Annotated in this window: 13 protein-coding genes and 1 pseudogene; 8 read left to right on the top strand and 6 right to left on the bottom strand. The window is 73.6% G+C overall.

All coding sequences use genetic code 11. From position 1 onward, the window contains the following. Positions 1-200: 200 nt before the first annotated feature. Positions 201-1,793: a methyl-accepting chemotaxis protein gene (locus AC0I8G_RS14235; RefSeq protein ID WP_471730495.1), complete on the bottom strand. Its 1,593-nt coding sequence runs from the start codon at positions 1,791-1,793 to the stop codon at positions 201-203. Positions 1,794-1,965: 172 nt separating this feature from the next. On the opposite strand from AC0I8G_RS14235, the gene AC0I8G_RS14230 reads away from it, so the two are divergent. The 3 genes from AC0I8G_RS14230 to AC0I8G_RS14220 are packed head-to-tail and all read left to right on the top strand — an operon-like array spanning position 1,966 to position 4,263. After that, the gene (locus AC0I8G_RS14230; protein ID WP_471730494.1) at positions 1,966-2,529 is read left to right on the top strand and encodes a dihydrofolate reductase family protein; all 564 of its coding nucleotides are present in this window, start codon (positions 1,966-1,968) and stop codon (positions 2,527-2,529) included. Positions 2,530-2,566: 37 nt separating this feature from the next. Further along, positions 2,567-3,853, top strand: a complete 1,287-nt coding sequence (locus tag AC0I8G_RS14225) for a D-arabinono-1,4-lactone oxidase (protein WP_471730493.1) — start codon at positions 2,567-2,569, stop codon at positions 3,851-3,853. A gap of 26 nt (positions 3,854-3,879) precedes the next feature. Beyond that, on the top strand, positions 3,880-4,263 hold the full coding sequence (locus tag AC0I8G_RS14220) for an MmcQ/YjbR family DNA-binding protein (RefSeq protein WP_471730492.1): 384 nt from the start codon (positions 3,880-3,882) through the stop codon (positions 4,261-4,263). A gap of 22 nt (positions 4,264-4,285) precedes the next feature. On the opposite strand, the gene AC0I8G_RS14215 is transcribed toward AC0I8G_RS14220, so the two are convergent. The 3 genes and pseudogenes from AC0I8G_RS14215 to cofC form a co-directional block, all read right to left on the bottom strand. After that, entirely contained in the window at positions 4,286-4,897 is a 612-nt protein-coding gene (locus tag AC0I8G_RS14215; protein ID WP_471730491.1) for a suppressor of fused domain protein, read from the bottom strand. An 8-nt stretch (positions 4,898-4,905) separates the two neighbouring features. Further along, positions 4,906-6,186, bottom strand: a pseudogene (gene cofG, locus AC0I8G_RS14210) (7,8-didemethyl-8-hydroxy-5-deazariboflavin synthase CofG); the annotation flags it as partial. Between the two features lie 35 nt (positions 6,187-6,221). Further along, a complete protein-coding gene (gene cofC, locus AC0I8G_RS14205; RefSeq protein WP_471730490.1) occupies positions 6,222-6,848 on the bottom strand; it encodes a 2-phospho-L-lactate guanylyltransferase in 627 nt (208 codons plus the stop codon). Between the two features lie 52 nt (positions 6,849-6,900). Between cofC and AC0I8G_RS14200 the strand changes: the two genes are divergently transcribed. From AC0I8G_RS14200 to AC0I8G_RS14180, 5 genes are read left to right on the top strand one after another with little or no spacing between them, the layout of a single operon-like run. After that, positions 6,901-7,380, top strand: a complete 480-nt coding sequence (locus tag AC0I8G_RS14200) for a molybdenum cofactor biosynthesis protein MoaE (protein WP_471730489.1) — start codon at positions 6,901-6,903, stop codon at positions 7,378-7,380. A 28-nt stretch (positions 7,381-7,408) separates the two neighbouring features. Further along, complete coding sequence (locus AC0I8G_RS14195) at positions 7,409-8,428, top strand: FO synthase (protein WP_471730488.1); 1,020 nt, start codon at positions 7,409-7,411, stop codon at positions 8,426-8,428. After that, positions 8,425-9,846 (top strand): flavin-containing monooxygenase, encoded by a 1,422-nt coding sequence (locus AC0I8G_RS14190; RefSeq protein ID WP_471730487.1) that lies wholly within the window; start codon positions 8,425-8,427, stop codon positions 9,844-9,846. The genes AC0I8G_RS14195 and AC0I8G_RS14190 overlap by 4 nt, the downstream gene beginning before the upstream one ends. A 32-nt stretch (positions 9,847-9,878) precedes the next feature. Beyond that, positions 9,879-11,081 carry an L-talarate/galactarate dehydratase gene (locus tag AC0I8G_RS14185; RefSeq protein WP_471730486.1) on the top strand — a complete coding sequence of 401 codons (1,203 nt, stop codon included), beginning with the start codon at positions 9,879-9,881 and terminating at the stop codon, positions 11,079-11,081. Next, complete coding sequence (locus AC0I8G_RS14180; protein ID WP_471730485.1) at positions 11,078-11,749, top strand: FadR/GntR family transcriptional regulator; 672 nt, start codon at positions 11,078-11,080, stop codon at positions 11,747-11,749. Before AC0I8G_RS14185 ends, AC0I8G_RS14180 begins: the two co-directional genes overlap by 4 nt. A 2-nt stretch (positions 11,750-11,751) precedes the next feature. On the opposite strand, the gene AC0I8G_RS14175 is transcribed toward AC0I8G_RS14180, so the two are convergent. Continuing rightward, entirely contained in the window at positions 11,752-12,018 is a 267-nt protein-coding gene (locus tag AC0I8G_RS14175) for a MoaD/ThiS family protein (protein WP_471730484.1), read from the bottom strand. Next, complete coding sequence (gene moaA, locus AC0I8G_RS14170; protein ID WP_471730483.1) at positions 12,011-13,102, bottom strand: GTP 3',8-cyclase MoaA; 1,092 nt, start codon at positions 13,100-13,102, stop codon at positions 12,011-12,013. Before moaA ends, AC0I8G_RS14175 begins: the two co-directional genes overlap by 8 nt. Between the last annotated feature and the right edge of the window lie 57 nt (positions 13,103-13,159).

Below are 13,159 nucleotides of genomic sequence, written 5' to 3'. Positions count from 1 at the left end.
CCCCACCGGGAGGCCGCCCTCGTGGCGTTTCCCGTGCCGCTCGGTCGCACCCATCGCTGTCATCACGTGGAGGGCGGTGTCGGTGCGACGATGCGGGCGCCCAGGCGCCCACTTCGGGACACCGATCAGGTACCTCACGTGGTGACACCGATGGGTGTGCCCGTGCGGTGGGGGGCGATGACTTCCGGGGTGGCGTGCGGTCAGACGCGGGGGAGGGTGAAGGAGCCGACGAGCTCGTTGAGCTCGATCGCGGCGCGCGAGACCTCCCCGGCGGTGGTGGCGGTGTGGGTCGCCCCCGCCGTCGTCTGATCCGCCGCAGCGGCGATGCCGGAGATGTTCAGCGCGATCTCCTGACTCCCCGAGGAGACCTCCGTGACGTTGCGCACCATCTCCGACGTCGTCGCCGACTGCTCCTCCACCGCCGCGGCGATGGTGGCCTGCAGGCCGTCGATGCGGGCGATGACCTCGGTGATCTCCGCGATCGCGGAAGCCGCCTCGGCCGCGTCGGTCTGGGTGGCGTTGACGCGGGTGACGATGGACTCGGTGGCCCGCGCGGTCTGCTGGGCCAGTTCCTTCACCTCCCCGGCGACGACGGCGAAGCCCTTGCCCATCTCCCCGGCACGGGCGGCTTCGATGGTGGCGTTGAGGGCGAGGAGGTTGGTCTGTTCGGCGATGGAGGTGATGAGCTTGACGACGTCGCCGATCTCGCGGGAGGAGGCGGAGAGGCGGTCGAGGGTTTCGCTGGCTCCGGTGGCGGCGTGCACGGCGGAGGCGGCGGTGGCGGAGGCTTCGGCGGTGGAGGTGGCGATCTCGCGGATGGCGGAGGTCATCTGTTCTCCGGCGGCGGCGACGGTGGAGATGTTGGCGGAGATCTCTTCGGTGGCGGCGGAGACGACCTGGGTCTGGGTGGCGGATTCCTCGGCGCCGGAGGAGAGCTGGGTGGCGACGGTGGTGAGTTCCTCGGAGGAGCCGGCGAGGGTGGCGGCGTTGTCGGCGATGCGGCGCATCGTCTCGGTGAGGCGGTCCATGGTCACGTCGAGGGCTCCGGACAGTTCGCCCACCTCGTCCTTGGCGCTGTAGCCCACCCGCTGGTCCAGGCGTCCCTGCGCGAGACCTCGCACGACGGTGAGGGCGCGGCCCAGCGGGCCGGCGATGGAGCGGGCCACGACGACGGCGACCACCGTGGCGAGGACGAGGGCGAGGACGCCCACCGCCACGAGGAGGACCACGGCGGCGCGGTAGCTCTGGGCACCCTGCTGCGCGGTGGCCGTGGCGTTGTCCGTCTCCGCCTTCTGGATGCGGTCCAGGGTGGTGTTGATCTTCCGAGCCAACGGGAGGGTGTCGGCGTCGCGTGCGGCGGTGAAGCCGTCCTGGTCGTCGGCCTTCGCCAGGGCGATCAACTTCTCCCGGGCGGTGCGGTACGAGGCGAGGTCGGCGACGAAGGACGCCCGGTCAGCGGGGCTCGAGACCGGTTCGGTGGCCAGGTAGACCTTCCACGCGGTGTCGAGCTGGGCGTCGTCGGCGCTACCCGCCTGCAGCGCGGAGGTGGTCGCCGCCGCGTCGCGGGCCAGGGCGGAGGAGGCCAGGTCGACCCTGGACTGGGCGAAGGCGTACTTCACCGTCCCGATGCTCTGGACGCCGGGCACGACGACGTTCGACAGGGACGTCACCGTCGCCTGCGAGGAGCTCAGGCGGGAGATGCCGAGGGCCGCCACGGCGGCCAGCAGCAGGCAGACGACGCCGAAGCCGACGAACAACTTCGAGGCGATGTTCAGGTCGCGCAACTTCCCCATGATCGTTCCTCTACTCGTGTGGAGCCGACTCCACCAGAGCCGACCGGGTGAACATCGGCCCCGGGGGGGTGCGGCTTGAGCGAGCCGGGGGACGGGGTGCGCAGGGGGCGATGACTTCCGGGGCGGCGTGCGGTCAGATGGGCAGAACTGCAGGACGCGACCCAGGAGAACCATGCGCACCCTCATCGTCACCGCCTTCACCTCCCTCGACGGTGTCGTGGAGGCCCCGGGCGGAGAGCCCGGCTACCGCAACGCCGGCTGGACGTTCCAGGACATCGCCTTCGACCCGGCGGCCTACGAGATCAAGGGTCGCGAGATGGGGGAGACGACCGCGCTGCTGCTGGGCCGCACCAGCTACGAGGCCTTCGCCCCGGTCTGGCCGACGATGGACGACTTCGCCGCGTACAACGCCATGCCGCGCTACGTCGTCTCGACGACGCTGGAGCACGACGACGCGCGGTGGCCCGCGACGGTCCTGCGCTCGGTCGACGACGTCGCCGCGCTGAAGGAGACCGAGGGCGGGCCGATCGCCGTGCACGGCAGCGCCACCCTGGGGGCCTCCCTGGCCGACGCGGGCCTCGTCGACCGCTACCACCTGCTCGTCTTCCCCGTCCTGCTCGGCGCCGGGAAGCGGTTGTTCAGCACCACCGACAAGGACAAGCAGCTGCTCACCGTCCGCGAGTCGCAGACCTACCCCAACGGCATCACGAAGCTGGTCTACGACGTCGTCCGGTGACGTCGGCAGCCGGGGTTCCATCGATTACCGTCTTCCCGTGAGCACCTCGACGACGACGTCGTCCACCACCGCCCCCGGGGTCAACTGGGCCCGCAACTACGCCTACAGCGCGGGCACCCTGCACCGCCCGACCTCCCTCGACGAGCTGCGCGCCGTGGTCGCGTCGACGGGCCGCGTGCGGGCCGTGGGAACGCGGCACTGCTTCAACGACATCGCGGACTCCCCGGGCGACATGGTCACCCTGGAGGACCTCCCGACCGAGGTCGAGGTCGACTCCGCCGCGGGCAGTGCCCGGGTCAGCGCCGCCACCAGCTACGGCGTGCTCGCCCAGCGGTTGCAGGACTCCGGGGCCGCGCTGGCGACGATGGCCTCGTTGCCGCACATCAGCGTCGCCGGGGGTGTCTCGACCGCGACGCACGGCTCGGGTGACGGCACGCGGAACCTCGCCGGCGCGGTCCGCGCCGTGGAGCTGGTGACCGCGGACGGCGACGTGCGACGGGTCGAACGCGGCGACGCGGAGTTCCCCGGCAGCGTCGTGGCGCTCGGCTCGTTGGGGATCGTGACCCACCTCGAGCTCGACGTGCTCCCGACCTACGAGGTCCGCCAGGACGTCTACTCGGGGCTGTCGTTCGAGGCGTTCACCGCGAACTTCGACGCGGTCACCTCCGCCGCCTACAGCGTCAGCGTCTACACGAACTGGATCGGCAGCGACACCACCCAGGTGTGGCTGAAGACCCGCGTCAGTGACAGCGCCGACGCCCCGACCGAACTCTTCGGCGCCCACCGGGCGAGCGAACCCCTGCACCCGCTGCCCGAGGTCGACATCCGCAACGCCACCGAGCAGCTCGGGATCCCCGGCCCGTGGCACGAACGGCTGCCGCACTTCCGGTTCAGCTTCGCCCCGAGCAACGGGGAGGAACTGCAGGTCGAGTACCTCGTGGCCCGGGAGAACGCGCTCGGGGTGATCGCGGCCCTGCGCGACCTCGGCCCCTCGATCGCCCCCCTGCTGCACATGTGCGAGATCCGCACCGTCGCCGCCGACGACCTGTGGCTCTCCAGCGCCTACCAGCGCGACACCGTCGCGTTCCACTTCACCTACAAGCAGCGCCAGGCCGAGGTCATCGCGGCCGTCGCCGAGGTCGAGGCGGCCCTGGCGCCGTTCGACGTGCGCCCCCACTGGGGCAAGTTGTTCGCGGCCTCCGCGGACCGCCTCGCGAGCCTCTACCCGCGCTTCGACGACATGCGCGCCCTCGTCGCGAGCCACGACCCCGGCCGGAAGTTCGCGAACGCCTACACCGACCGGATCGGCCTCACCCACCCCTGACCCCTTCGCGACCGGAGGACCGGCCCGTGGCGACCTACGACGACGTGCACCGCCTGGCCTCCGCCCTGCCCGAGGTGGAGGTGGGGCAGCGCTTCGGCCGCCGGGCCTGGTCGGTGGCCGGGCAGGGCTTCACCTGGGAGCGGCCGTTCACCAAGGCCGACGTCAAGCGGTTCGGCCCGGATCCCGTCCCCGCCGGCCCGATCCTGGCGATCGCCTGCGAGGACCTGGGGGAGAAGGAGTCCGTGCTGGCGCAGGGGCGGGTGGGGTTCTTCGACATCCCCCACTTCGCCGGGTACGCCGCCTACCTCGTCGCCCTCGACGCGGTGGACGACGCGGACCTGGAGGAGGCCCTGCAGGACGCCTGGGCCGCGAAGGCACCGTCGCGGTTGCTGCCGGAGGCGGACCGGTAGTGCCCCCCGGTGACCGCGGGCCTCAGAGTGCGACGGGGTCGCGTCCGACGTCGTAGAACGCGATCTCCGCCTCGGCGAACCGGTTCTCCAGCGCGTCGAGGCCGTGGGCCAGCAGGTACTTCCGCTCCACCTCGTGGATCGGGACGGCCTGCAACCAGTAGACGTCCGTCCCCGGCTGCAGCTCGTCGGCCTCCAGCCTCCAGCGCTGCAACCGGGGGAAGTTCCCCGGGGCGGTGAACACGAGGTGCTCGGTGCGGCCGCCGAGGAGGTCCGCGACGATGCCGGGGAAGACGACCCCGGGCGAGAGCGGCCAGGGTTCCCCCATCGCCGTGAACGACGACGCGACGAGCAACCCCGTCGCGAGGCGGGGTTCGACCCCCTCCAGGACGGTCACGAGCTCGACCCGGATGTCGTTGCCGTTCACCAGGTTCGGCGAACGGTGCAGCGAGATCGTCGAGACCGAGGTGAAACCCGGCGACGGGCAGTCGTGCGCGGTCAGCACGTCGAGGGACTGCGTCTCCTCGTGGTTGAGGAACTCTTCGACCTGGGGTCGGCCGTCGGGGACGAGCTGGGCCCCGACGAACCGGGCCATCGCGACCTCGGCGTCGGTGGGGGGCGGGATCTCCAACGTCACGCGGCCAACCTTCCCACGGGTCTCGCCGACTCCACGGCGAGCCCGGTCTCCGGGTCCGCGAGCGCCGCGAGGGTCGGCAGGAGTTCCGGGGAGATCCAGTGCGTCCCGCCGGCGAGGGCGTCGAGGACGAAGCGCGGGTGGGCGGTGAGCCGTTCGGCGAGGCGGAAACCCGCGGCCCGGGTGGTCTCGGCGAGGTCGTCGAGCTGCGGCCAGGGACGTTCGGGGTTCACGTGGTCGGGGGTGAGGGGGGAGACCCCGCCCCAGTCGTCGACACCGGCGGCGAGGAGCTGTTCGCGCTGGCCCGGGTCGGACAGGTTCGGCGGGGACTGCAGCGAGACGCCCGGCCCGAGCAGCAAGCGGGAGACGGCGATCGTGGCGAGGTACTCGCCGTGGCCGAGGTCCTCCTCCCCGCGCATGGCGGTGTCGTCCTTGGCGCGGAAGTTCTGGACGATGACCTCCTGGATCCCGTCGAACTCCGCGATGACGTCCCTGATCGCCAGGATCGAGTCGACGCGTTCGGCGAGGGTCTCGCCGATGCCGACGAGGATCCCCGTCGTGAACGGCACCCCCGCCCGGCCGGCGTCGCGCAGGACCCGCATCCGCAGGGCCGGGTCCTTGTCGGGGGAGCCGTAGTGCACCTGCCCCGGTTCGGTCCACAACCGGCTCGACGTCGTCTCGAGCATCATCCCCATCGAGGGGGCGAGCGGTTTGGCGGCGAGCAGGGTCTCGTAGGACATGACACCGGGGTTGAGGTGCGGCAGCAGCCCCGTCTCGTCGAGGACGCGACGGGCCAGGTGCTGGACGTAGTCGAGCGTGGAGGAGAAACCCCGCTGGGTCAGCCACGCGCGGGCCGCGGGCCAGCGGTCCTCGGGGGCGTCCCCGAGGGTGAACAGCGCCTCCTTGCAGCCCATCGCCGCACCGTCGCGGGCGATCTCCAGCACGTCGTCCTCGGAGAGGAACAGCACGGGCAGCCGACCGGGGACGGTGGCGAAGGTGCAGTAGTGGCAGCGGTCCCGGCACAACCGGGTGATGGGGACGAACACCTTGCGGGAGTAGGTGACGACCCCGGGGCGTCCGGCCCGGGCCATGGCCTCGTCGCGCACGGGCCCGGCGAGGTCGCACAGGGCCTGCAGGTCGTCACCGCGGGCGTGCAGCAGGACCTCGGCGTGCCCGGCGTCGAGCTCGCCGCGGGCGGCGACGGCGAGGGCGTCCGTGATCTCGGCGGCCGTGGGGGCGGCGCTGACCGGCGCCGCGTGGCGGCGGCGTGGGGACGGCAGGGGGTTGCTCATGGTGCCTTTCCGGTGCTGCGGTTCAGGGCTGCGGTTCAGGGCAGGGGGATCGCTGCGGAGGCGAGGACGGCGGCGGTGCGGGGGCCGACCCCCAGGGCGAGGGCCTCGGCCAGGTCGTCGACGGTGTCGACGTCGCGCCGCAACGACGGGTAGGGCGCGGTCAGCGCGCGGGCTCCGGCCGCCCGGTGGGCCCGGGCCGAGTCCGGGCCGAAGCGGTGCGGGGGCGCGCCGTCCCGGTCGGCCAGCAGGACGCTGCCCCGCCCGTCGGCGTCGGTGACCAGTGCCGGCCCGGGGAGGGCGAGCGCCTCCGCCAGCGCGGCGGCGAGGTCCTCCGGTCGCAGGGCGGGCAGGTCGCCGAGCAGGACGGCGGTGGGGCCCCGGTCCAGGCAGGCGACACCGGCCTCGATCGCGGCCCCCAACCCGGGACGACTCGCGGAGACGGTGACCGCCCCCGTCGCGCGGGCGGCGGCGGTGACGTCGGGGTCGTCGCTGACGCAGACGACCAGGCCGACCCCGGGTGTCCCGAGGCAGACGGCGAGGCAGTCCAGCGCCATCGCCAGCGCCAGGGACCGGCGTGCGGGACCGGGCAGGGCGAGGCGGGACTTCGCCTCACCTCCGCCCTTGACGGGGACGACGACCCGCCAACCGCTCACGTGCGTCACCGGGGGAGTCTCTCCCACGGTGCCGGGTCGCGAAACACCTACCCTCGTTCTCGTGAGCACCGCATCGACTCCTGGCGCGCGGCCCGACGCGTCGCGGCTGTCCGTCCCGGCCCGTCGGGTCGTGCGGACCGCCGTCAGCACCGAGCCCCTCGACGTCGACGAGCACGCCCGCCTCGTGGGGGACCGCGCCGCCGGGGCGGTCGTCACCTTCGCCGGCGTGGTCCGCGACCACGACCACGGTGCCCCGGTGCGCGAGCTCGAGTACGTCGGGCACCCCAGCGCCGCCGACGTGCTCGCCGCGGTGGTCGCCGAGGTCGTCGCCGACAGTCCCGTCGACGCCGTCGCCGTGAGCCACCGCCTCGGCCACCTCGCCATCGGTGACGTCGCCCTCGCCGTCGCGGTCTCCGCCGCGCACCGCGGGGAGGCGTTCGCGGTGTGCGCGCGTCTCGTCGACGAGGTCAAGGACCGGTTGCCGGTCTGGAAGCACCAGCACTTCACCGACGGGACCTCCGAGTGGGTCGCCTGCCCCTGAGGCCACCGGCGGCGGTTAGCCTCCTGCGGTGCCCGTTCCCGATGTCTCGGTCCGTGCGGCGCTCGCGGGAGCCGCGCGCGACCACCACGCGCTGACCGACGCCGAGGCCGTGGCCCTGCTGGCCGCCGACGGCGAGGACCTCGAGGGGCTCGCCGCGCTCGCCGACGCGGTCCGGCGCGACCGGCTGGGTGACGCGCTGACGTTCGTGGTGAACCGCAACCTCGACGGCACCCTCGTCGGCGCGGACCCCGGCCACGTGCGCGACCTGGTGCAGGAGGCCGCCGCGCTGGGGGCGACCGAGGTCTGCGTCCAGGGCGCGGTGCCGGCCGTCGGCGGGGCCGAGGGCTACCTGCGCCTCGTCGAGGCGGTCGCGTCCGCCGCGCCCGGGATCCACCTGCACGCCTTCCGGGTGCCGGAGGTCCTCGACGCCGCGAGGCGCCGGGGTTCCAGCGTCCGCGAGTTCCTGCTCGCCGCCCGCGACGCCGGGCTCGGCTCGGTGCCCGGGACGGCCGCGAAGGTCCTCGACGACGACGTGCGGACCGTGCTGAACGGCGGGGTCGCGGACCTGCCGGTCGCCCGCTGGCTGGAGGTCGTCACCACCGCCCACGAGGTCGGACTGAGCTCGACGAGCACGCTCGTCCACGGCGGCCCGGAGACCCCGGCCCAGCAGGTCGCCCACCTCCGGCTGCTGGCCGACACCGCCGCGCGCACCCACGGGTTCACCGAGTTCATCGCCATGCCCTCGCCGGCAGGCCCCTCGCCGCGGGCGGTCCGGGCGTTGCACGCGGTCGCGCGGTTGCTGCTCGACGGCCGCATCGACCACGTCCAGGCCGCGTGGCCCAAGCACGGCCTGGAACTCACCGAGCAGTTGCTGCGGGGCGGCGCCGACGACCTGGGCGGGTTGCTGCTGGACGGTTCGCTGGACCCCTCGGCCGGGCAGGAACAGGGCACGACGCTGACCCGGGCGGACGCCACGGCGCTGGCGGAGCGGCTGGGACGTCCACTGCGGCAACGCACCACGCGCTACGGGGACCCCGTCCGTCCATGATCGACGTAGCGATCGTCGGGGCGGGGTTCGCCGGTCTCGGTGCCGCCCTGCAGCTGTCCCGCCGCGGCCGGGAGAGCTTCGTCGTCCTGGAACGGGGCGAGGAGGTCGGCGGGACCTGGCGCGACAACACCTACCCGGGGGTCGCCTGCGACGTCCCGTCGCACCTGTACTCCTACTCCTTCGCCCCGAAACCCGACTGGTCGCGCGTGTTCGCCCCCGGCGCCGAGATCCAGGAGTACCTGCGGGCCTGCGCCCGCGAGGTCGCCGACCACGTCCGGCTGCGGACCGAGGTCCTCCGGGCCCGGTGGGAGGAGGACCACTGGGTGCTCGCGACGAGCACCGGGACCGTGCGCGCCCGGGTCCTCGTGCTGGCGGCGGGTCGGCTCACCGAACCCCGGGTGCCCGCCGGCCTCGACGCCTTCGACGGGCCGGTCTTCCACACCGCGCGCTGGGACCACTCCCTCGACCTCGCGGGCGCCCGGGTCGGGGTCGTCGGGACGGGAGCCTCGGCGGTGCAGGTGGTGCCGCGGCTCGCCGCCGACGCGGCGCACCTGACGGTGTTCCAGCGCAGCGCCCCCTACGTCGTGCCGCGCGGGGACCGGGCCTACAGCGCCGCGGAACTCGCGGAGTTCACGGCCGACCCGCGGGTCCCGGCGGCGGTGCGGGAGGAGACGTTCACCGACATGGAGCGTGGTCTGGCCGCCCGTCGGCTGGTCCCGTCCGCGCTGGAGGCGTTGCGGCGCAGGGCGCTGGACCACCTCGCGGCGCAGGTGCCGGACGCGGCGTTGCGCGCGGCGCTGACCCCCGACTACGAGGTGGGCTGCAAACGCGTCCTGCTCTCCGACGACTTCTACCCCGCGCTGGGTCGCGACGACGTGACCCTGGCGCCCGCCCTGGCCGGCTACGAGGGGCGCAGCGCGCTCGCCGTGGACGGGTCCCGCCACGACCTCGACGTCGTCGTGCTGGCGACGGGGTTCCACGCGACCCGTCAGCCCTACGCGCGCCGCGTGGTCGGGCGGGACGGGCTGACCCTGGACGAGGCGTGGGCGGAGGGGATGGTGTCGCACGCCTCGACCGTCGTGCACGGGTTCCCGAACCTGTTCGTCCTCGACGGCCCGAACGCGAGCCTGGGGCACAACTCGGCCCTGCACGTCATCGAGAGCCAGCTCGGCTACCTGCTGGGTGCCCTCGACCACCTCGAGGGTGGGGGCCGGGTGCTGGAGGTCTCCCGGGCCGCGCAGCAGGCCTACACCGCCGACGTCGACGCGATGGCGGCGCGTTCGGTGTGGCTGCAGGGCGGGTGCTCGAGCTGGTACGTCGATCAGCGCAGCGGCCGGCTGACGCTGCTGTGGCCGGACACGGCGGGGGAGTTCCGGCGTCGCAACGGCACGTTCGACCTCGAACCCTTCCTGGGCTGACGGCTTGTCGTACGAGTCGATCGACTCGTACGATGAGTGGACCGACAGCGAAGGAGCTGAGTTCCGTGACCCTCGTCGACGAACCCGCACCACGGGTCCAGGCGCACTACGTCCCCGACCGCATCCGCCACGTGAAGCTCTCGACGGCGACCCTGCCGCTCCCGACGCCCATCAGCGACGCCAAGGTCCTGACCGGCCGGCAGAAGCCGATGACCGAGATCGTGTTCCTCTTCGCCGAGATCAGCACCGACCAGGGCTTCTCGGGGACGGGGTTCAGCTACTCGAAGCGCGCCGGTGGGCCGGCGCAGTACGCCCACGCCCGCGAGGTCGCCGCCGACCTGCTCGGCGAGGACCCCAACGACATCGCCAGGGTCTACACGAAGCTGCTCTGGTCCGGAGCCTCCGTCGGACGCAGCGGCGTCGCGACGCAGGCCATCGCGGCGCTGGACATCGCCCTCTACGACCTCAAGGCCAAGCGCGCCGGGCTGCCGCTGGCGAAGCTGCTCGGCGCCCACCGCGACTCCGTCCGCGCCTACAACACCTCCGGTGGGTTCCTGCACGCTCCGCTGGCGCAGGTGCAGGCCCGCGCCGACGAGTCGCTCGCGGCCGGGATCGGCGGCATCAAGATCAAGGTGGGCCAGCCCGACCAGCGCGAGGACCTGCGCCGGGTCGCCGCCGTGCGCGAGCACCTCGGGGCCGACGTCCCGCTCATGGTCGACGCCAACCAGCAGTGGGACCGGCCCGCCGCGCTGCGGATGGGGCGCGCGCTGGAGGAGTTCGACCTGGTCTGGATCGAGGAACCCCTCGACGCCTACGACGCCGTCGGGCACGCCGACCTCGCCCGCGCGCTCGACACCCCGATCGCGACGGGGGAGATGCTCTCCAGCGTCGGTGAGCACATCGCCCTCATCGAGCACGGCGCCGCCGACGTCATCCAGCCCGACGCCCCCCGCATCGGCGGCATCACCCCGTTCCTGCGCCTCGCCGCCCTCGCCGACCAGGCGGGGCTGCAGCTCGCGCCGCACTTCGCGATGGAGATCCACCTGCACCTCGCGGCGACCTACCCGCGGGAGCCGTGGGTGGAGCACTTCGAGTGGCTGAACCCGCTCTTCGAGGAACGGCTCGAGACCGTCGACGGGCGCATGGTCGTCCCGGACCGCCCGGGGCTGGGGTTCACCCTCACCGACCAGGCCCGGGCGTGGACGACCGACTCCGTGGAGTTCGGCATCTCGTGACCACCCGCACCACCACCCGCACCCAGGCCCTCGTCGACGTCCTGCGCGCCCGGATCGTCGACGGCGACCTCGCCCCGGGACGGCCCGTCCCCTCCGAGAGCGAGCTCGTCGGGGAGTTCTCGGTGTCGCGCACGGTGGTGCGCGAGGCGATGTCGCGGTTGCAGGCCGCCGGCCTGGTCGAGACCCAGCAGGGACGCGGGTCGTTCGTGCTGGCCCGGCCGAGCGGGCGGACGTTCGCGCCCGAGATCGGCGGCTCCCGTGCCGACCGCGTCCAGCTGCTGGAGTTCCGCCTCGGGGTGGAGACCGAGGCGGCCGCCCTGGCCGCCACCCGGCGCAGCGAGGAGCAGCTCGCCGTCGTGCGCCGCGCGGCGAGGTCGTTCGCCGCCGCCCAGGACCGGGCGGCGGACGCCGTCGGCGCGGACTTCCACTTCCACCACGCGATCGCCGTCGCGTCCGGGAACCGGTACCTGGCCGACCTGGTGGGCACGTTGGGCGAGCCGATGATCGCGATGCCCAGCGCCCGGCTGGCCGGTGAACCGGGATCGCTGGAGCAGGTGGTGTCCGAGCACGAGGCGGTGCTGGGCGCGCTCGAACGCGGCGACGCCGAGACCGCTCGCGCGGCGATGCGGGTGCACCTGGCCGGCTCGATCGCCCGGCTCGGCCGCTGAGCTCAGCCCCCGGCGAATGGGGGCAGGACGTCGAGGGTGACGCCGTCGGCGAGGGCGTCCTCCGGACGCGCCGAGACGGCCTCGACCAGGAAGCTGGAGGCGGCCAGCACCCGGGCCAGTTCGGGGCCGCGGAGCGCGAGGGTCTCCACGAGGGAGCCGACCGTGGCCCCGGCCGGGACGACCACCTTCTCCTCCTCCACGCCCGCGGCCGCGGCCGCGCCGGCGAAGAAGCGCACCAGCACCGAGATCTCGTCCACCTCCTCAGCCACCGATCGCACTCATCGGCCGGGTGGGGTGCAGGAAGGCCGGGTCGTCGATGTCGTGGCCGGGGAGCTTGCCCCACATCGCCGCCCGCCACGTCGCGGCCAGGCTCGCGTCGTCCGCACCGGAGCGCATCGCGTCGCGCAGGTCCGTCTCCGTGCTGGAGAACAGGCAGGTCCGCACCTGGCCGTCGGCGGTCAGCCGCGTCCGGTCGCAGTCCCCGCAGAACGGCCGGGTGACGGAGGCGATGATCCCGACGTCGCCCAGCAGGCCGTCGGCCCCGACGACGTCCCAGGTCTCGGCCGGTGCCGCCCCCCGCGCGCTGTCCGGACGGGGCAGCAGGGTGAACTCCGCCTGCAGGGCGGCCAGGATCTCCTCGGCCGTGATCATGTCCTCGCGGCGCCAGGTGCCGTGCGGGTCGAGCGGCATCTGCTCGATGAACCGCAGCCGGTAGCCGCCCTCCAGGGCCCAGCGGAGCAGGTCGGCGGCCTCGTCGTCGTTGGTCCCGCGCAGCAGCACGGCGTTCACCTTGACGGGGGCCAGGCCGGCGGCGGCGGCCGCGCTGATGCCGGCCAGGACGTCGGCGAGGCGGTCGCGCCGGGTGATCTCGGCGAAGCGGTCGGGACGCAGGGTGTCCAGGGAGACGTTCACCCGGGTCAGTCCCGCCTCGGCCAGGGCCGCTGCCCGCCGGTGCAGACCGATGCCGTTGGTGGTCAGCGACGTGCGGACGGGTTCCCCGGTGTCGGTGCGCAGCACGGTGGTCGCGGCCACGATCCGCTCCAGACCCTTGCGCAGCAACGGTTCCCCGCCGGTGAAGCGCACCTCGTGGACGCCCAGGTCGCGCACCGCGACCTGGATCAACCGGATGGTCTCCTCGTCGTCCAGCACCCGGCTGCGTTCGAGCCACGGCAGGCCCTCGGGGGGCATGCAGTAGTGGCAGCGCAGGTTGCAGCGGTCGGTGAGGGAGACCCGGAGGTCGCGCGCCGTCCGGCCGTGCTGGTCGACCAGGGCCCCCGTCGCGAAGCGCGGGGCGTCGGCGTCCGTGCTCGGGCTGCGCCGCAGGCGGGGCACACCGAGATCGACAGGGGTCACCCACCAAGGGTACGGCGGGGTGCGTCGGGGGACCCGTTCCCGGGGGGAGGTGATCTT

It is taken from the genome of Kineococcus sp. AC630 (assembly GCF_979255925.1).
The sequence above is the reverse complement of the archived record's forward strand: the minus strand, read 5'-3'. Positions and strand labels throughout refer to the sequence as shown.

What these genes read in the sequence shown, in the direction of transcription:
- AC0I8G_RS14230 (WP_471730494.1), top strand. Translation starts at nt 1,966, where the DNA reads ATGCGCACCCTCATCGTCACCGCCTTCACCTCCCTCGACGGTGTCGTG.
- AC0I8G_RS14190 (WP_471730487.1), top strand. Translation starts at nt 8,425, where the DNA reads ATGATCGACGTAGCGATCGTCGGGGCGGGGTTCGCCGGTCTCGGTGCC.
- AC0I8G_RS14185 (WP_471730486.1), top strand. Translation starts at nt 9,879, where the DNA reads ATGAGTGGACCGACAGCGAAGGAGCTGAGTTCCGTGACCCTCGTCGAC.
- AC0I8G_RS14235 (WP_471730495.1), bottom strand. Translation starts at nt 1,793, where the DNA reads ATGGGGAAGTTGCGCGACCTGAACATCGCCTCGAAGTTGTTCGTCGGC.